This is a genomic window from Geomonas paludis (assembly GCF_014193585.1).
GTDB lineage: Bacteria > Desulfobacterota > Desulfuromonadia > Geobacterales > Geobacteraceae > Geomonas > Geomonas paludis.
Window position 1 is genome coordinate 153,650 of record NZ_BLXY01000003.1, and the last position, 19,707, is coordinate 173,356.

14 protein-coding genes are annotated in these 19,707 nt (G+C 64.3%); 9 read left to right on the forward strand and 5 right to left on the reverse strand.

Translation table 11 applies throughout. The features are described from left to right. Positions 1-65: 65 nt before the first annotated feature. From H7687_RS10650 to H7687_RS10660, 3 genes are all read right to left on the reverse strand, one after another. Positions 66-554, reverse strand: a complete 489-nt coding sequence (locus H7687_RS10650) for a dTDP-4-dehydrorhamnose 3,5-epimerase family protein (protein WP_183347088.1) — start codon at positions 552-554, stop codon at positions 66-68. Further along, on the reverse strand, positions 555-1,457 hold the full coding sequence (gene rfbA / locus H7687_RS10655) for a glucose-1-phosphate thymidylyltransferase RfbA (protein ID WP_183347089.1): 903 nt from the start codon (positions 1,455-1,457) through the stop codon (positions 555-557). Positions 1,458-1,554: 97 nt separating this feature from the next. After that, positions 1,555-1,929 (reverse strand): hypothetical protein, encoded by a 375-nt coding sequence (locus tag H7687_RS10660; protein ID WP_183347091.1) that lies wholly within the window; start codon positions 1,927-1,929, stop codon positions 1,555-1,557. 311 nt (positions 1,930-2,240) lie between these two features. Here H7687_RS10660 and sfsA point away from each other — a divergent pair, with 311 nt between their 5' ends. The 3 genes from sfsA to H7687_RS10675 all read left to right on the forward strand — a co-directional run bounded on the left by sfsA (position 2,241) and on the right by H7687_RS10675 (position 3,989). Then, a complete protein-coding gene (gene sfsA / locus H7687_RS10665) occupies positions 2,241-2,936 on the forward strand; it encodes a DNA/RNA nuclease SfsA (RefSeq protein WP_183347093.1) in 696 nt (231 codons plus the stop codon). A gap of 56 nt (positions 2,937-2,992) precedes the next feature. After that, positions 2,993-3,448, forward strand: coding sequence for a hypothetical protein (locus H7687_RS10670; protein ID WP_183347095.1), 456 nt, complete (start codon positions 2,993-2,995; stop codon positions 3,446-3,448). A 97-nt stretch (positions 3,449-3,545) separates the two neighbouring features. Beyond that, positions 3,546-3,989, forward strand: coding sequence for an ATP-binding protein (locus H7687_RS10675; protein ID WP_183347097.1), 444 nt, complete (start codon positions 3,546-3,548; stop codon positions 3,987-3,989). A 63-nt stretch (positions 3,990-4,052) separates the two neighbouring features. Here H7687_RS10675 and H7687_RS10680 read toward each other — a convergent pair whose 3' ends face one another. Next, complete coding sequence (locus H7687_RS10680; RefSeq protein ID WP_371877569.1) at positions 4,053-7,544, reverse strand: DEAD/DEAH box helicase; 3,492 nt, start codon at positions 7,542-7,544, stop codon at positions 4,053-4,055. A 625-nt stretch (positions 7,545-8,169) separates the two neighbouring features. Beyond that, positions 8,170-9,021 carry an NAD(+) diphosphatase gene (gene nudC / locus H7687_RS10685; RefSeq protein WP_183347099.1) on the reverse strand — a complete coding sequence of 284 codons (852 nt, stop codon included), beginning with the start codon at positions 9,019-9,021 and terminating at the stop codon, positions 8,170-8,172. 172 nt (positions 9,022-9,193) lie between these two features. On the opposite strand from nudC, the gene H7687_RS10690 reads away from it, so the two are divergent. The 6 genes from H7687_RS10690 (at position 9,194) to H7687_RS10715 (ending at position 19,680) form a co-directional block, all read left to right on the forward strand. Further along, complete coding sequence (locus H7687_RS10690; protein ID WP_246404788.1) at positions 9,194-10,222, forward strand: agmatine deiminase family protein; 1,029 nt, start codon at positions 9,194-9,196, stop codon at positions 10,220-10,222. A gap of 180 nt (positions 10,223-10,402) precedes the next feature. Then, complete coding sequence (locus H7687_RS10695) at positions 10,403-11,284, forward strand: carbon-nitrogen hydrolase (RefSeq protein ID WP_183347103.1); 882 nt, start codon at positions 10,403-10,405, stop codon at positions 11,282-11,284. A gap of 194 nt (positions 11,285-11,478) precedes the next feature. After that, positions 11,479-15,603, forward strand: a complete 4,125-nt coding sequence (locus H7687_RS10700; RefSeq protein ID WP_183347105.1) for a DEAD/DEAH box helicase — start codon at positions 11,479-11,481, stop codon at positions 15,601-15,603. Positions 15,604-15,720: 117 nt separating this feature from the next. Next, a complete protein-coding gene (locus H7687_RS10705; protein WP_183347108.1) occupies positions 15,721-17,382 on the forward strand; it encodes a diguanylate cyclase in 1,662 nt (553 codons plus the stop codon). 646 nt (positions 17,383-18,028) lie between these two features. After that, positions 18,029-18,412: a hypothetical protein gene (locus H7687_RS10710; protein ID WP_183347110.1), complete on the forward strand. Its 384-nt coding sequence runs from the start codon at positions 18,029-18,031 to the stop codon at positions 18,410-18,412. 20 nt (positions 18,413-18,432) lie between these two features. Then, entirely contained in the window at positions 18,433-19,680 is a 1,248-nt protein-coding gene (locus H7687_RS10715; RefSeq protein WP_183347112.1) for an MFS transporter, read from the forward strand. Positions 19,681-19,707: the final 27 nt, after the last annotated feature.

Here is a 19,707-nt window from a genome sequence, read left to right on the forward strand (position 1 = left end):
ATGCTAATCACAAAACATGATGTTGCGGGCAGGGGGACAGGCACCTTACGGAGCCAGTCCCCTTGTTAGTCCAGTTGGTAAGGCGAGTCCACCAGTTCCTCGTGGCGGATCTCGTCCACCGGTTCACTCTTGCCCTGCCCGGCAAAAAGGCGGTTGGGGGCGTTGAAGACGATGCCGTTCTCGGTGCCGATGTTGCGGTAGGCATGCACCACGCCCGGGGGAACCACCACGATGGAGGGGGCGTCCACCCCCGCGTACAGCACCTGCTTCACCCCGAAGCTCGGGGAGCCTTCCCGGGTGTCCCAGAGGTAGACCTTGAAATTGGACGGTCCCAGGAAGCAGAAGTAGTCGGTCTGCTCGACATGCTCGTGCGGCCCGCGGGCCACGCCCGGCTGGGTCATCGAGACGTAGGACATCGCCGGCATGATCTCCGGCTCCAGCTCGTCGGAACGGAACAGCTCGGTGAGCCATCCCCTCTCGTCCAGGAACTTCTTGAGCGGCTTGCAGGCTACGTCGTGGATGCGTCCCTTGGTGAATTGCTGTACCGCGTTCATTTAATGGCTACCTCCGCCGCAGAGTTCGGTCTCGTTGTAAACCCGCTGCAGGTAGTCGCGGTACGAAGACTTAGGTGTTTCATCTATGACCTTGGCCATGCCTTTGCAGTCGAGATAGCCCATGCGCAGCGCGATCTCTTCGAGGCAGGCGATCTTCAGCCCCTGGCGTGCCTCCAGCGTCCCTATGAAGTGGGAAGCCTCGAGCAGGCTTTGGTGCGTGCCGGTGTCGAGCCAGGCGATGCCGCGTCCCAGGCGCTCGACCATCAGTTCCCCGCGCCCCAGGTACTCCCTGTTGATGTCGGTGATCTCCAGTTCCCCGCGCGGCGACGGTTTCAGTGCCTTGGCGATCTCGACCACGCGCGAATCGTAGAGGTAGAGTCCGGGAACGGCGTAGTTGGACCTGGGCGCCGTCGGTTTCTCCACGATGTCCAGCACACGGCCGTCCTTGTCGAATTCGACCACGCCGTAACGCTCGGGGTCCTGCACGTAGTAGCCAAAGATCCTGGCGCCGGTGCTGAACTGGGCCACCAGCCGGTCCAGTTCCATCTTGCCGTAGAAGATGTTGTCGCCGAGGATCAGGCAGACCGGGTCGCCGTTGATGAACTCTTCGCCGATGATGAAGGCCTGGGCGATCCCCTTGGGCTCGGGCTGCACCGCGTAGCTCAGGCGGATACCCCAGCGCGAACCGTCGCCCAGAAGGGCCTCGAAACGGGGGGTGTCCTGCGGGGTGGAGATGATCAGGATGTCCGAGATCCCCGCCATCATCAGGGTAGCCAGCGGGTAATAGATCATCGGCTTGTCGTACACCGGCTGCAATTGCTTGCTGGCCACCATGGTCAGCGGGTAGAGCCTGCTCCCGGCGCCGCCGGCCAGCAGAATCCCCTTCTTAATCCCTTGCGTCATAGCACCCTTTCCAGAGCAAAAAATCACATTAACAAAAGGTTTTTACTACCACACCGCCGTGCCCTGCGTCAAACAGATAATCCCGCGTACTTGCCCGTTACAGCAGGCGATCCTTGAGGCCCTGGTCGATGAAGCTCTCTTCGATCGCCTCGCGGACCCAGGGTTCCTTGCAGCGGGCCAGCACGACGGCGGCCCCTTCGGCGATAGCCGGTATCTGGCTCCAGAGCGCGTTCCTGAGCGAGCGCAGGCGCCGGGGATCGGGATTCTTGACGCCGACCAGCTCGCGGCAGGAGTGGCACAACAGCGCTACGTTCTCCTGGCTCGGCTCCTGGTCCGGCTGGTATTCCCAGAGCCTGAGCTCCTGGTCACCTTCGCACCATTCGCAGCGAAAGCCCGCCCTCTTGCTGATCGTCTTGCCCAAGAGCTGCACGGCCGCCAGATGATCGCGGTTTTGCTGTGCGCCTTTTGCCATCGGTCGTCCTCCCTGCCGCGGCTCCCGCCGCGGGCGATCCAGCACCTGATATTAGCAGAATGGCTAACCAGATCAATACTTTTCTCAACCGGCCGCCCCTGGGCCGCAACCAATTCTAACTGGACAGGTGCCGCCGCTTGCGGGTAAAGTCTGGCGCCTGGCGACGACGGCCAACGGCAAGGGGACAGGCGCCAGGCGGGGCCAGTCCCCACATAACTAAACGGGGACAGGCACCTGGCGGAGCCAGTCCCTACATAACTTAAAGGGGACAGGCACCTGGCGGAGCCAGTCCCCCCCAAAAAGGATCGACCATGAAACTGCCGCAACCGCTCTACCAGGGGACCCTGATCCGCCGCTACCAGCGCTTTCTCGCCGACGTGCAACTCGACGACGGCACCGTGGTCACCGCGCACACCCCCAACACCGGGAGCATGATGGGGTGCGCCCTCCCCGGCAACCGGGTCCTGCTCTCGGTGAGCGGCAATCCCGGCCGCAAGTACCCGCACAGTTGGGAACTGGTCCAGGCCGACGGCGTCTGGGTCGGGATCAACACCATGCTCCCCAACCTGCTGGCCCGGGAGGCGATCCTGAACGGCGTCGTCGCCGAACTGGCCGGCTATGACCACATCAAGCTGGAGGTCCCCTACGGCACCGGGAGCAGGATCGACCTGCTCCTCTCCGGCGAGCGCGGCCTGTGCTACGTGGAGACCAAGAACGTCACCCTGGTCCGGGAGCGCTGCGCCCTGTTTCCCGACGCGGTCAGCACGCGGGGGCAGAAGCACCTGCGCGAGCTCATGGAGATGGTGCGCCAGGGGCATCGCGCCGTGAACCTGTTCGTGGTGCAGCGCGGCGACGGCGACGCCCTCTCCCCGGCCGACGCCATCGACCCGGCCTACGGCGCCCTGTTGCGGGAGGCGGCGCAGGCGGGGGTGGAACTGCTCGCCTACCAGGCCAGCGTCACCGAAAGCGAGGTGCGGCTCAGTCATTCGGTGCCGGTACTCCTGTAGGTCGTTGACATCCTTGGGAAGGACGCTAAAGTTATAGGCGCTGTCCCGGGGGACCAATGAGAACACCCAAACTGACCATCTTCGCCAAGCAGACCGGCGTCGAAATAGCTCCCAGCGAAAAGAGGCAAAACGGCAAGCCCGAGGAGGGGCGCGTCGCCTTCCGGTTCTTCCGGCTCGCCACCGGCCAGCCCCACATCCGCTTCGTGGCGGAACCGTGCGAGGCGTTCGAGGTGGCCAGGAAGATCACGGCACTGCAGGCGTCGACAGGCAAGGCGACCTTCACCCACCGCTTCGAGTCGGCGGAAGGGGAGACCGTGACCAAGCTCAACGTGGAGAGCTACCAGCGTAACGGCAAGCAGGGCTACGCCTTCTCCATCCAGCGCGGGGAGGAGAGCATCAACGTGCCGGCGCCGGAGGGGGAATTCCTTTTTGCCGCCGAGTTTCTGAAGCAGCTTTCCGTGGCGCAGTCCTGGGTGGCCTGGAGCGAGCCGGAAGCGCACAAGCAGGACTAGAAGAGGCCCGACCGGCCGAAGTAACGGCGGCCTGATCGGGAAAGGACGACATCGAAGCGACCGAAGCAACCGGGACTACGGCCGAAAGCGGGACAGCGTGATCAATAAACCGAGCAAGACCCTCTATCTCAGCATCGAAAGCAGGCTGTGCGACGTGGCCCTGGTGGGGCATGCGGTGCGCGGCGTCTGCGCCTGTTCTCCCCTCAAGCTGGAAGCCTACGGCGAGATGGAAGTATGCGTCGTGGAAGCCCTCAACAATGCCATCACCCATGCCTACAAGCGTCAGGAAGGCTACCGGGTCGACACCGCCATCACCCTGCACCACGACCGCATCTCCTTCGAGATCACCGACGAAGGGAACCCCATGGAGGAATTCGCCCCCCGCAGCCTGGAGTTCGACCCCGAGGTCATCGGCTCGATCCCGGAAAACGGCATGGGGCTTTTCATCATCGAAACCCTGATGGACGAAGTGAGCTACAGCTCCAAAAACGGCAGGAACACCCTCTACTTCTGCAGGTATTTCACCCAGCCCCAGGCCTAGCCGCCAGCCTAGCTGCTCAGTGCAAGGGGGACAGGCACCTGCGGAGCCAGTCCCCTTCTAGCCTCACCCCTGCCCCAGCAGAAATTCAAAATCCTCCCGCCCGATGGCCACGGCGCCCTCGTTTTCCGCGTCCTCCAGGAGCGCCCGGTACAGCTTCAGCTTGCGCTTTTTCAGCTCCATCATCTTTTCCTCGATGGAGTGCCGCATCAACAGCCTGGTGATGGTCACCTGCCGCTTCTGGCCGATCCGGTGGGCACGGTCCGACGCCTGGCTTTCCACTGCCGGGTTCCACCACGGATCGAGATGGAAGACATAGGAGGCGCGGGTAAGGTTGAGCCCCCTCCCCCCGGCCTTCAGGCTCAGCAGGAAGACGCCGGGCTCGGCCGCATCCTGGAAGTTCTGCACCAGCTCCTTGCGGCGGGAGACCGGGGTGGTGCCGTCCAGCCGTGAAGAGACGATGCCGCGCTGGCTGAGCCCCTGCTGCACGATGTCCAGGAACGAGGTGAACTGCGAGAAGACCAGCACGCTGTGCCCTTCCGCAAAGAGCTCGTGCAGCTGTTCGACCAGGAAATCCACCTTGGGCGAGCGGTCGGCGGCGTCGGGGAGGACCAGCCGCGAGCAGAGGCAGATCTGGCGCAGTTTCAGAATCGCGGTGAGGGCTATGATGCGCGCCTGGCCTGCGGAGTTGGAACTGTAGGCGCGGGCCACCGTCTCCCTGACCTCGGTCACGGTGCGGGCGTAGAGGGCCTTCTGGCGCGGGCTCATTTCCAGGTAGATGTCGGTCTCGACCTTGGGGGGGAGCTCCGCCGCGATCATGTCCTTGGAGCGCCTGAGGATGAAGGGGTGGGTGCGCCGGATCAGCGTGTCCAGGAACTCGGTCCCCTCGCGCCCCATCTGCCGGCGGAACTGCTCGTAGGGCCCCAACAACCCCGGCAGGGCCAGGTCCATCACGGAGAAGTATTCGCCCAGGTGATTCTCCACGGGAGTACCGGTCAGGGTGACCTTGAACCTCCCCTTGAGCTTGCGCACCGCCCCCGTGGTCTCGGCGTGGATGTTTTTCACCGCCTGTGCCTCGTCGAAGACGATGACGTGGAAGGGGATCTCGCTCAGGATCTCGATGTCGCGCTGGATCACCCCGTAGCTGGTAAGGACCAGGTCGACCCCGGAGAAGTCGGCGCGACGCCCCTGGCCGCGGTATACGCCTACCTTGAGGGCGGGATAGAAACGGGCCAGTTCGCTCTCCCAGTTGAAGATCAGCGTCGGCGGCACCACCACCAGGTGCGGCACCTCGGCAGGGAGCTGGGCTTCGATGCCCCCCTCTTTGAGCCCGGCCAAAAGCGCGATGGCCTGGATGGTCTTGCCCAGGCCCATATCGTCGGCAAGGCAGGCGCCGAAACGGTGCTCGTACAAGAAGGCGAGCCAGCTGTACCCCTCGAGCTGGTAGTTGCGCAGGGTGGCCTTCAACTCGACAGGGGGAGAGCGCCGGGGGATGCTCTCGAACCGGGTCAGGCTCTCGAAGATGCGCTCGTCCTCCGGGGAGAGGAGCACCCGGACCCCGTTTCTCCGGAGCGTGATCCAATCGAGGATCTGCAGCCGCGGCACCCGCACCACCTCGCGCTTGGCGTGGGGGGCGAACAGGGCCAGCGTGCTGGAGGTCATCGGGTCGAGCACGAACAGCGAACCGCCCCTGCGGAAGACGCCACCCCCCTGCAGCGCTTCCAGCAGTTCCGTTTCGTCGACCAGTTCTCCGTCGGCGCGGATCTCGGGGCGCAGTTCGAACCAGTCGATGCTGGAGCGGGTGGCGTCCAGGGTGAAGGTCCAGGAGGCAGTCTGCAGGTCCTCGCCGGCCAGCGCCAGCGTGAACCCTTCTCCGGCCAGCGCGCTTTTCAGTTCCGAAAGCTCGCGCATCAGCGTTTTGCGCTCCAGCGCGAAGCGCCCTACCCCTTCGGACTGCCAGAAGATGTCGAAGCCGAAATGCCCGGCCAGAAGCTCGAGAAGCCGCCCCTGGCGCTCGACCGCAACGGTCACGGCCAGCCATGTTCCCTCTTCGGAGAGTTGCAGCAACGTGGTCGGCTGCTGCACCAGTTGGCAGAACTCGGTGATGACGTTGCGGGCATCCGCCCTGACCCCGCGCTTGTAGAACTCGGCCCCCTCCAGCGCCTGGCGCACCACCCGGTCACGCTCCCCAAGGCTTTCGGCGCCCAGCGCTGCGAAGCAGGCCTTGACGATGGCGGCGACACGCTTCTTGGCCTTGAGCGGTTGGGGGAAGACGGCACGCCCGGCGGCGTTGAAGAAGCGGAAAGCCGGGGGAGAGAGGGAGAAGGCGATGCCGTCGGCGACCCCTTCCGCGACCAGGGACGAGGTTTCCGCCAACTCGAGGATGTTCAGCCGGTAGCGCGGTTCGAGCGGCAAGGGGGGAACGATCTCGCCGGAGCGGGAAAAGACCACCCGGCGGCCCAGTTCGTCCGGGCTGCCGCCGAAGATGAAATGGACCGCGTTGAACCTGGCGGCGGGAAAGCGGAGGATCCCATGCTCCGCCGAAGGCGCCATCCCGGAAGGGGCATGCTCCGGCGCTGCCTCCTCAGGTGCGACCTCCTCCGGCGCTGCCCCTTCGGACACGGCTGCTTCGGAGAGGGTCTCCTCCGACCGCGCCAATCCGGCCCGCTCAGCCTGCGCCAACCGCTGGGCCAGTTCCGTGTAGAGCGCAGAAGCCGTATCGTCCACCTTGTGGATCACGCCGCGCCTGAGGTCGAAATAGTACCCCTGGTGTATGAAGGATTCCTCGCCCTCGACAGAGGCGCCATCCTCAAGAGAAAGCTTGGCCGCGATCTCCTCCTGGTGCAGGTCGAGGTGCAGCAAGACCGTGCGCTGCAGCGAGGGATCGAAAAAGAGCTGCCGGGGGCCATCCGCCCCCTGGTAAAGAATGGGGAACCGGCCGCGGAAACGGGACAGGAACTCCTCGACGGCGCGGCCGCGCAGCGCCGAGGAATGCAACAGGCGCAAAAACTCCCGGATCGAGGCGGGAAGAGCGGCGTCGTAGAGGGCGACCGGAACCTGGTCCAGCATCAGGCGCATGCGCAACGCCCCCATGTCCCGGTCCAGCACCAGCGCGTACCCCCCCTCGGTCACCGGGGCGCCTTCTTCGCCGGCAGTGCCCTGAACCGGTGCGGTGGAGAGGACGGCACGAAGCCCCTGCAGGTAGTCGTTGGGAAGTTGCAGCATGGGGAAGGAAGCGGGCGCCAGGGCCTTCTTGAGGGTGGCCAGGGCGGCGACCAGGTGCGGACAGCGACCGTGCGGACTCCAGGCGCCGCAGTCGCAGGCGCTGGAGAACTCTCCCTGCACCAGGGAAAGAGTGACGCGGCAGGACAGCTCGGCATCGCGGAGCTCGACCTCGAGGACGCTGCCGTCCTTGTGCCAGCTCAACCCGCGGATGGGAGTCCTCTTGCACAGCTCGAAGCCGTTGAAGAGGTGCACCTTGTCCGCAAGTGCGTATATGCCCGCGGCGGGCATCTGGAACAGGTGCCGCAGCAGGGGGATGGCCGTGATGTCGATCAAGTCGTTTTCTCCCGGTAGGGTAGCCAATAACGGACCGTTCAAGTTAGCAGAAACAGACGCTGAACACAACAGCACCATGCACTGCAACAGATTAAAAGCCGGGAGCGGACCGTAGAATGGGGAAGGCGGAGGGAAGCAAGGGGGCCCAAAGGGCGAAGGAGGAACGGGCGAGCGAGCAGAGTGAGTTGCCACGAAGCGCTGCAAGTAAACCAACGTCGTAGCCCCCCTCCCCTTGCGGGAGGGGGGTAGGGGGTGGGGGAACTGGCCGTCATTGCCACCGCTTGCGGCTTCACCCACACCCCGGCCCCCTCTCGTCAAGGGAGGGGGGGATCAACCTATGACGTTTCCATGGAATTTGATCTCGTTCCCAAGGTCCACCTTGGGAACGCAAACCCTCTCCGAAGCTCCAACTTCCCTCGGATGCAAAGCTGGAGCTTTGCGCCATATGGGGTTCCCAAGCTGGAGCTTGGGAACCAGGAAAAGGTTGGCGAGAATATTTCCTGGTTGGGCAAAAAAAAATGGGGAGCGGTCTCGATCCGCCCCCCTAAAAAGGAGACCCAGGAGTGTGTTCCGGGGTGTTAATTAACTCTATCGGCCCCACATCCCAAGACTTTAATTATTTTTTTCACGGCAGCGAATTATATAAAGCAAAGTTGTCGATGATATAGCGCGCGATGCTGCGCTTGGGGGGCAGCGCCGGCGGCATGCGCTCAGTGGTAAACCACTGGGCATCCTCGAGCTCATCCGCCTCGACCGTGATCTCGCCCGACTCGTAGTTCGCCACGAACCCGGCCATGAGCTGGCTCGGGAAGGGCCAGTTCTGGCTCCCCACGTAACGGATGTCGGTGACCTTCAACCCGGTCTCCTCGAACACCTCGCGCACCACGCACTCTTCCAGCGATTCCCCGAAGTCGACGAAACCGGCCACCAGGCTGTAGCGCCCCGCCGCCCACTCCGGTTTGCGGGCCAGCAGGAACTCGTCGCCGCGCCGGATCAGCACGATGACGCAGGGATGGATGTGCGGGTAATGCTCATGGCCGCAACCGCCGCAGCGCTTGCCCCAGGTGGGGGCGATGCGGGTCATCTCGGAACTGCCGCAGCGGGAACAGTGCCGGCTCAATTTCTCCCAGTACAGGATCTGCCTCGCGACGCCGTACAGGGTCGCCAGTTGGTCCGGAAGCTCGGTCCAGGGAACCGCCTGCAGCCCCTGCGGGACCTCGTCCCCCTTGGACAGGCTGAAAAGCCGCACCGGGACGCCGTCCCACTCGCCGAAGCGAAGCGCCTGTCCGTGGTCGGCAAGAGGCGCGGGCAGTTCGCCGCGGTGCAGCTCCCCCTCCCGCAGCAGGAGCGTGTCCCCCTGCAGTAACACCCAGAATCCCGGGCCATCCGTGCCGGCGGCGTCGGGCTTCAACTGGGTGAACCTGGTCCTGATGATCTCACCGTTGAACGGTAGGTTGACGGTCTCGGGGTAGGACATGCTTCTGCTCCTGTGGCGGGGTGGTTGCTGTGCTGGCGTGCATCATACAGGAACCGGTCGAGGAAGCAATCCCCCTTTTCTTTCAAAGCATTTAACTTGATTGGCTGGCCCGCCTATGTTACTTTTTTCGTTCGCCAATACCGGCCGTAAGACGGCTGAAGCAGGAGATAAAGTGACACAGAACAGAAGATTACCGGCGGAGTGGGAACTCCAGGACGGCGTGCTCATGGCTTGGCCGCACGAAAACAGCGACTGGCTCCCCTACCTGGACCAGGTCCGCCCTGTCTTTGCCGCCATCGCGAGCGCCATCAGCCAGTTCGAAAAGGTCGTAGTCGCCGCCGACGACCCCGACCGGGTCCGCGAGGAGCTGGCAGCGGCCGGAGCCGACCTGGAGCAGGTCCGCCTCCTTCCGGTAGAGACCAACGACACCTGGGCCAGGGACTTCGGCCCGATCACCGTGCTGGAGGACGGCGCCCCGAGGCTCTTGAACTTCGGCTTCAACGGCTGGGGGCTCAAGTTCCCGTCCGACCTCGACAACCGGATCAACAAGTGCCTGCAGGGGCTTGGCGTGTGGAATGCGCCGCTGGACACGGTGGGGTTGATCCTCGAAGGCGGCAGCGTCGAGAGCGACGGCAAAGGGACCATTCTCACCACCGAAGAATGCCTGATGAACGACAACCGCAACCCGCACCTGACCCGCGAGGAACTGGAGGAGGAACTGCACGGCCTGTTCGGCAGCGACCGCTTCCTGTGGTTGTCCAACGGGTATCTGGCCGGCGACGACACCGACTCCCACGTCGACACCCTGGCCCGCATCTGCCCGGACGACACCATCGCCTACGTAGCCTGCGACGACGCGGAAGACGAGCACTACCCGGCGCTCAAGGCCATGGAAGACGAGATCCTCGCATTCCGCACCCGCAGCGGGCGGCCGTACCGCGCCATCCCCCTCCCCTGGCCGAGCGCGGTGTACGACGACGAGGGACAGAGGCTTCCGGCGACCTACGCCAACTTCCTGGTGATCAACGGCGCCGTGCTGGTGCCGACCTACCAGGACAAGAACGACGCCGCCGCGCTGGTTGCCGTAGGCCAGGCGTTTCCGGGGTACGAGATCATCGGGATCGACTGCCTCCCGCTCATCCTGCAGCACGGGTCGCTGCATTGCGTGACCATGCAGTTGCCCAAGGGGACGCTGAGGTAGGACAAAGGCGGGCGAATAATCATTCGCCCCTACCATACGCCCCACCCCCTCTCCCCCCGGGAGAGGGTGGCCGCAGGCCGGGTGAGGGCGACGCCGCCAGCAACTAATCGGCCCATGCAACGCCCTCACCCCCGCCCCTCTCCCGGCGGGAGAGGGGGGACATTCAAGACGGAGAAGAACATGACCAAACTGAAAGTAGCCCTTGTGCAGCAGGCCCTGAAACCGGGCCGCGACGAGATGGTGAACGCCACCATCGCCAGGATCCGCGAGGCCGCCGCTCAGGGCGCCCAACTGGTGCTGCTCCAGGAACTGCACACCGGCAGCTACTTCTGCCAGACCGAGGACACCGCCTGCTTCGACGCGGCCGAGACCATCCCGGGCCCCTCCACCGAACAGTTCGGCGCCGTCGCCCGCGAACTGGGCATCGTCATCGTGACCTCGCTCTTCGAGCGCCGCGCCCCCGGGCTGTACCACAACACCGCGGTGGTGCTGGAGAAGGACGGCTCCATCGCCGGCAAGTACCGCAAGATGCACATCCCGGACGACCCGGCCTTCTACGAGAAGTTCTACTTCACCCCCGGCGACCTCGGCTTCGAGCCGATCCAGACCTCGGTAGGAAAACTGGGCGTGCTGGTCTGCTGGGACCAGTGGTACCCGGAAGCTGCGCGCCTGATGGCCCTTGCCGGCGCCGACCTCCTCATCTACCCGACCGCCATCGGCTGGGACCCGCGCGACGAGGCGGCCGAACAGCAGCGCCAGCTCGATGCCTGGGTCACCGTGCAGCGCGCCCACGCCGTCGCCAACGGCATCCCGGTCTGCAGCGTGAACCGCGTCGGTTTCGAGGCCGACCCGAGTGGCGCCGGCGCCGGCATCAAGTTCTGGGGCTCCAGCTTCGTGACCGGCCCTCAGGGAGAATTCCTGGTGCGCGCCGGTGAGGAAGAGGAACTGTTGCTGGTCGATCTCGACATGCGCCGCAGCGAGGACGTGCGCCGCATCTGGCCCTTTCTGCGCGACCGCCGCATCGACGCCTACGGCGACCTGGTCAAGCGCTACCGGGATTAATAAAGTACTTCGATCCCCTTGCTCTCCCCCCCTCGCCCACCGGGAGAGGGGCGGGGGTGAGGGCGCTGCAATAGGCAAGATGGTGCCTCGTGTCACCGCCCTCACCCGCCCTTCGGGCACCCTCTCCCGGAGGGAGAGGGGATGCCACCACCTTTCTTGCCAGGCTACCGTTCCAGAGCGTCACGAGGTTCCAGGTGACTCAGCCAAAACAACCACAGCCCCAACCTAATGACCTCCTGGCCCGCTGCACGCCCGAGCAGTCGGTGCTCGTCCAGCTTCTCTCCGTCATCCACGCGCCTCTCTCCAAGCACGTGCTCCTCAACATCGTCAAGAAAACCGGGCTTCCGGCACCTCCGGGACGGAACTATACCGGCCTGGTCCTCGCCGAACTGCTGGAGGAACTGAAGAACCGGGAGCTGGTCCGCCACACCGGCGAGGGGATCTCCTGTGCCCCCGAGGTGGCGCACGCCGCCACGCTGCTGGCCATCGAGCAGGGGCGCTTCGAGACCATGGTGCGCACCATCCTCGCCGAGATCCCGATGGTGTCCAACTGGGGGAGCAACTTCTACCGGCTGTCGGCCCATGCCCTGCGCGACGTGCGCATCGGCGTCTACCGCAAGGACGTCCGCGCCGCCCTGGAAGCCGCGGAGCGCTACCTGCGCCAGTTCCCGTACGAGGCCCAGCGCTGCCACCCCCTGGACGCCGTCTGCTTCCGCCCCTTCGACGAGGCGTGGTTCCGAACCCTCCCGGTGATTTTGCAGGGGGCGGCGCTGGCGGCGCACCTCACCTTCGCCCGGGAGACCCTTACCGCGGCCGATGCACCGTTTCGCGTGCTCGCCGAGCTGACCGCCCGTTCCGACTCTCCCCCTTTCCTGCTCGACATGTACTGCCTGGAACTGTTATCCCGGGACCACGCCGCCGACGCCGAAGCCGCGGCTGCCGAACGCTGCAGCTCCACCCAGATTTCCGTGCTCGCCTGCTGCGCACTGCAGCGCGGCCTGTACGACCGCTGCGTGGAGTTGTTCCGTGCCGCCTTGGCCGCTTTGCGCAAGGAGACCGGCAAGAGAAAAGCCTATTTCGACAACGGCACCGGTCCCTTTTACATCCTCGCCCTCCTCGCCACGCAGGACGCGAAACAGCTCGAAGAAGCGGCGGAACTGTGCAGCTTCATCGCCGCCAAGAGGGAGTGGCCGGACCAGGAGGTGTACCACGTCCTGCAGGGGGTGATCGCGGAACGGCAGGGAGGGCGCAGCAGCAAGGAGTTCCTGGAGGCGTCCCTGCAGCGGCCCGCCCAAAGTCCGCTGCACGCCCTGTTCCGGCTGATGGCACTGTACTGGTGCGCGAGCGATCAGCGCGCCGCCGAGGTACGTAAGCAGGCAGCCTTGGTGCAGCGCCTAAAGGATTCAGGACACTGTTGGATCGCCCGCGAGATCGAGCATGTGGCTGCGGCGGATGTTGCGGAACCCGCCCCGGGCAAGGCGCCCGTCCCGTTGTACCGCGCTCTCGCCCCGGTCGAATCCTGGCAAAGCGCCATCTCCGCCCTGCTGCGCCTGACGGGTGACGAGGCAGCCGACGCGGAGGGGCCGCAGTCGCGCCTGATCTGGCATTTCGAGGAGTTGCGCGGCTTCTTCCAGATCACGCCCAGGGAACAGAAGCAGTCCCCCAACGGCAAGTGGAGCGCCGGGCGCAACGTATCGCTCAAGCGGCTGGTGGAAGAGACGGAGAGCCTCGATTATCTCACAGCGCAGGACCGGCTCATCTGCGGCTGCATCAAGAAGGAGCGCGGCGCCGGCTACTATAACCGCGAGAGTTACGTGCTGGACCAGGACCAGGCGGTGCCGCTCATGATCGGCCACCCGCAGGTCTACCTCGATGCCGCCGCATCGGTCCGCCTGGAACTGGTGCACGGCGAACCGGAGCTGCAGCTGACCACGGAGGGAGAATTCCTGCAGCTGCAGTTCTTCCCCCCTTTCCAGCAGGATCAGAAGCTCTACCTCCAGAAGGAGACCCCGACCCGGATCAAGGTGTACCAGGCCAGGACCGAGTACAAGAAGATTGCCGCCATCATCGGCGCCGGGCTCAAGGTGCCCACCCGGGCCAAGGACCAGGCGCTGGCGGCCATAAACTCGCTGGCCTCTGTACTCACGGTGCAGTCGGACGTCGGCCTCGATTCGTCGCAGCAGGTCCCCGGCGACGCGACGCCGCACTTCCACCTGCTCCCCTACCAGGCCGGCCTGCGGCTGCAGGTACTGGTGCGCCCCTTCTCCGATGCCGGCCCCTACTTCCGGCCCGGCACCGGAGGCGAGACCGTTCTGGCGGAGATCCAGGGGAAGCGGGTGCAGTGCCGGCGCGACCTGAAGCTCGAACAGGAGCAGGCGGCGCTGGCGCTGTCCCAGCTCACCGCGCTGGCGGAGAGCGACGAGAACGAGGGGGAGTGGCTGGTTCCCGGGACCGAGAGCGCGCTGGAGCTTTTGACGCAGCTGCAGTCGCTGGGGGAAACGGTCCGCGTCTCGTGGCCGCAGGGGGCGCGCTTCAAGATAAAACAGATGGTTACCCCCGGACAGTGCAAGATTTCCGTGAGACAGGCGAAGGACTATTTCGAACTGGCAGGAGAGGTGAAGATCAACGAGGGGCTGGCGCTCGATCTGCGTCAACTGGTGGATCTGGCCCGCAGCGCTCACGGCCGTTTCGTGGAACTGGGCGACGGCGAGTTCCTCGCCCTCTCCTCGCAGTTGCGGCGCTACCTGGACGACCTCGCTGCCTGTGCCGACCCCAGCGGCGCCGCCTTCCGGTTCCATCCCCTCGCCTCTTCCCTCTTCGAGGATTTCGCCGCCGCTGCGGGAGAATTCCAGGCCGACCGCTACTGGCGCGACCAGGTGCAAAGGCTGCGCGAGGCGGAGTCGTTCCGGCCCCAGCTGCCCGCCACGTTGCAGGCGGAGTTGCGCGGCTACCAGGTGGAAGGGTTCAACTGGCTGAACCGGCTCGCCTACTGGGGCGTGGGTGCCTGCCTCGCCGACGACATGGGCCTGGGCAAGACGGTCCAGGCGCTGGCCCAGATCCTCACCATGGCGCCGGAAGGTCCGTCCCTGGTGGTCGCGCCCACCTCGGTCTGCCTGAACTGGGACAGCGAGGCGGCCCGCTTCGCGCCTACCTTGAACCGCATCGTCTATGGCGGACCGAAACGGTCGGAACTGCTGCAAGGGCTCAAGCCGCTCGACCTGGTCATCTGCAGCTATGGGCTGTTGCAGCAGGACGCCGAACTGCTGGAGGCGGTGCCCTGGCAGGCCATCGTCCTGGACGAGGCGCAGGCAATCAAGAACATGGCGACCAAGAGGAGCCAGGCCGCCATGAAGCTGCAGGGGAAATTCAAGATGGTCGCCACCGGCACCCCCATCGAGAACCACCTGGGCGAGCTCTGGAACGTGTTCCGCTTCATCAACCCGGGGCTGCTCGGCTCGCTGAAGCAGTTCAACGTGAGATACGCATCCCCCATCGAGAAGAGCGAGGACAAGAAGGCGCGCCAGCGGCTCAAGAGGCTGATCCAGCCCTTCATCCTGCGCCGCACCAAGAACCAGGTGCTGGAGGAGCTGCCGCCCCGGACGGAAATCACCATTCCGGTGCAGATGGGCATGGAGGAGGCCGCGCTCTACGAGGCGATCCGGAAGAGCGCCCTGGACAACCTGGCCGGCGTCGACAAGGTCGAGGGGAAGGCGGAACTGCATATCAAAATCCTGGCGGAGATCATGAGGCTGCGCCGCGCCTGCTGCAACCCGCGCCTGGTGCTCCCCGACAGCGCCATACCGAGCGCGAAGCTGGCGGCCTTCGCCGAGATCGTCGACGAGCTCAGGGAAAACCGCCACAAGGCGCTGGTCTTCAGCCAGTTCGTGGGACACTTGGAGATCATCCGGAACTACCTCGATGGCGCCGGCATCCCTTACCAGTACCTGGACGGCAGCACTCCGGCACCCGAGCGCAAGGAGCGGGTCGACGCCTTCCAGGCCGGCTCCGGCGACCTGTTCCTGATCAGCCTGAAGGCGGGCGGCGTGGGGCTCAACCTGACCGCCGCCGACTACGTCATCCACATGGATCCCTGGTGGAACCCGGCGGTCGAGGACCAGGCTTCCGACCGGGCGCACCGCATCGGGCAGCAGCGCCCGGTGACCATCTACCGGCTGGTCGCCAAGGGGACCATCGAGGAGAAGATCGTCGGCCTGCACCAGCAAAAACGCGGTCTCGCCGACAGTCTGCTCGACGAAAGCGATGTCTCAGGCAAGGTCACCGTCGAAGAGCTCCTGGCGCTGTTGCGGATCGGCTCATAACGCGGCCTATAACAGGCGCGGGACGCTCATATCATCCGGTTCGCTTCCATCCTTCCCATTCTCCCTGCATCGCATATAATCAACGTGTCCGCTTCACAACTGATATGAGGATGCAGCGTGAGTTACCTCGACCATTCTCACAAACGCCTTAGGATGATCGATCTCACCTTCTCGGCAGCCTTGCTGCTGCTGACTGTGATGCTCTTTTTGTCCTACTTCATCAGGACGGAACTGGTCCAGACCAACGTGCAGACCCAGCACACCTATGACGTCATCATGGCGGTCGACGAACTCAGCAATTCCATGCTGCAGGCGGAAAGCAGCAGGCGCGGCTATATCCTTACCGGCAACGTGCAGCAGAAGTCCCGTTGTGAAGTTTTCGCCAAGAGCGCGCAGGAGAATCTGAAAGAAGTACAGGATCTGACCCTCGACAACCAAAGCCAGCAGCGGCGGCTGGCCAAACTGGACAACTTGATCCAGCGCAAGATAACCATCTTCAAGCTCTCCATTTCCCACTACGACAGAATGGGTTTCCGCGGGCCGGAGCAGGCACAACTGACCGAAGAAGGCACGTCGCTCATGACTGCCATTCGAGTCGAAATCGACGAGATCAAGAGCCATGAAAAGGCCCTGCTGAGCGAACGACGCGCCCGCGAACGGACCACCCTTCTCATCCTTACTGTCGTGGTCCTTTCCGGCATCCTGATCGCCATCATCCTGCTGAGCCTCAGCTACTACATCGCGCGCCACGAATCGCGCAGCCACCTGATCGCGGCGGGAGACCTGCAGGCAGCCAACAGGGACATCTCCGACCTGAGCAGCATGACCCAGCTGCTGCAATCCTGCTCCAACTTCGACGAGGCGCGCGGCATCCTCTCCTGTTACGGAGAGAAGTTCTTCCCCAGGGCGTCGGGTGGCATCTACCTGATCAACGCCTCCAGGACGCTGATGACCGATGCCGCGGCCTGGGGGGTGGCCGACAGGAAGCCGTTCACTCCGGACCAATGCTGGGCCATGAGGCTCGGGCAGACGCACCTGAGCGCCGCCGCATCCGACGTGAAATGTCAGCACGTAGAGACGGGGGACACGACGGCGCATCTGTGCATCCCGCTGGCCGCGCACCACGAAACGCTGGGGACACTCCACTTGAGCTTCGCCCCCAATGAAGATCCGGACTTCATGGAAAAGAAACGCTTGAAAGCCGCGGCTTTCGCGGAACAGGTCGCCCTCGCCGTGCGCAGCCTGCAACTGCGCGAACAGTTGCGGGAGCTTTCCATCCGCGACCCGCTGACCGGCCTGTTGAACCGGCGCCACATGGAGGAGTCGCTGCTGCGCGAGATCAGCCGCACGACCAGGACCAGGCAGCCGCTCAGCGTAGTCATGCTCGATGTGGACCATTTCAAGAGCTTCAACGATACCTTCGGGCACGAAGCAGGCGACCATGTCCTGAAGGAAGTGGGCCAGCTGCTGCAGAAAAACGTGCGCGACAGTGACATAGCCTGCCGTTTCGGAGGCGAAGAGTTCACCCTGATACTTCCCGAGGCGGACTGCGACATTGCCCTGGAGATCTGCAACCGTATCAGGAACGCGGTAAAGGGGCTGCAACTGGTCATGGGAAGACAGCACCTGGGTCACATCACCATTTCGGCAGGAATAGCGGTGTTCCCGGCCGATGGCGACACCATCCAGCAGTTGCTGGCCACCGCCGACGAGGCACTGTACGAAGCAAAGGAAAAGGGTCGCGACCGCGTCATAGCGAGTTGCACCGATCAGTCATAGGCACAGCCCCTCCCAGGGGACTGGCTCCGCAATGTGCCAGTCCCCCTCCGCTCACCCCCTACCCTGCCGCCCCCTACGTTTTGATCTCGTTTGATCTCGTTCCCAAGGTCCACCTTGGGAACGCAAAGCCTCTCCGAAGCTCCAACCTCCCTCGGATGCAAAGCTGGAGCTTTGCGCCATATGGGGTTCCCAAGCTGGAGCTTGGGAACCAGGAAAATGCCCCTGAATCCCCCTTGATCTCGTTGATCTCGTTCCCAAGGTCCACCTTGGGAACGCAAAGCCTCTCCGGAACTCCAACCTCCCTCGGATGCAAAGCTGGAGCTTTGCGCCATATGGGGTTCCCAAGCTGGAGCTTGGGAACCAGGAAAATGCCCCTGAATCCCCCTTGATCTCGTTCCCAAGGTCCACCTTGGGAACGCAAAGCCTCTCCGAAGCTCCAACCTCCCCCGGGTGCAAAGCTGGAGCTTTGCGCCATATGGGGTTCCCAAGCTGGAGCTTGGGAACCAGGAAAATCCCCCTGAATCCCCCTTTGCCAAAGGGGGACTTTTACCGGCGGAAGATCTCGCTAATCCGCATTGTCATTGACTTTGTAGTAGCGCCCGTTGTATTAAGAGCAAATTGTTAAGGTCGTCCCATGGAGGATGTCATGCACATACATCGACGCACGGAAGCAGGCCGTGCCGTGGCCCTGCTCCTCGCCTGCACCCTGCTCGCGGGCTGCATGCACCATCCCAAGAACCCGCCCGCCCCAGGCCTCACGTACTACCGGGCGCTCGGCTCGCTGCAATGCACCGGCGGCGGCAAGAGCGTCGCCGAACTCGAGCAGGAACTCCGGAAGGCGGGCCTCACCGTCACCCGGTCCGCCTGCGGCGTGGACGGCAGGGTGCATGCCGCGGTCTGCGGCGCACCCGACGGGCGCATCGCCATCTTCGAGATCCCGCCCGGGCAGGCGCAGGCCGCTGCGTCACTGGGACTGCAACCGCTGGCCACCCTCCCCGATGCCGCCGAGGCACCCTGCCGGGAGCCTTAATCACCACCATGGAGACGCGCATGACTGCAACGAGCCAACATCCCGCCACCCAATGGCGGCAGGTACTGGGCCTCCCCGTGATCGTGGCGGCGCTGGGCTACTTCGTCGACATCTACGACCTGGTGCTGTTCAGCATCGTACGGGTGCCGAGCCTCAAGGGAATCGGTCTGGCGGGACAGGAACTGATTGACCAGGGCGTGTTCCTGCTCAACATGCAGATGGCGGGCATGCTGCTGGGGGGCATCCTCTGGGGGATCCTCGGTGACCGCAAGGGGCGCCTGAAGATCATGTTCGGGTCCATTTTCATCTATTCGCTGGCGAACCTCGCCAACGCGACGGTGCACTCCATCGAGGCCTACGCCCTGCTCCGCTTCCTGGCCGGGATCGGCCTCGCCGGCGAACTGGGCGCCGGCATCACGCTGGTCTCCGAGGTGCTGCACCGCTCCATCAGGGGCTACGGCACCATGATCGTGGCCACCGTCGGCGTCTCAGGCGCCATCCTCGCCAACTTCGTCGCCAAGCAGTTCGACTGGCGCACCGCCTTCGTCATCGGCGGGGTGCTCGGGCTGATGCTCCTGGTGCTCAGGCTGAGCGTAGCCGAATCCGGGATGTTCAAAGGGATGGAGTCCCGGGAGATGTCCAAGGGGAATTTCCTGGCCCTGTTCACCTCGCGGGACCGTTTCGGGCGTTTCCTGCACTCGATCCTGATCGGCCTCCCATCCTGGTTCGTGGTCGGGGTGCTGATCACCTTCTCCCCCGAGTTCGCCAAGGTGTTGAACGTGCAGGGAACGGTGAGTGCGGGCAACGCGGTGATGTACTGCTACCTGGGCCTGGTCGGCGGGGACCTGGCCAGCGGCGTGCTGAGCCAGCTGCTGCAAAGCCGCAAGAAGGTGGTGCTCTTGTTCCTGCTCATCACCGTCGCCGCGGTCGCCGTCTATTTCAGCGCGGCGGGTGTGAGCGCCGGCGTCTTCTACGCCATCTGCTGCCTCCTCGGCTTCGGCATCGGCTACTGGGCCATCTTCGTCACCGTGGCGGCCGAGCAGTTCGGCACCAACCTGCGCGCCACCGTAGCCACCTCCGTTCCCAACTTCGTGCGCGGCATGACCATCCCGATCACCATGCTGTTCCAGGTGGCCCGCAAGAGCCTCGGCATCGAGACCGGCGCCATCGTGGTCGGCGTGCTCACCCTGGTCATCGCCCTCTTCTCCCTGTCGCGGCTGCAGGAGACCTTCCACAAGGATCTCGACTACTTCGAGGAATTCATCTGAGCCAACCGGCAACACTCCAGGTTACAT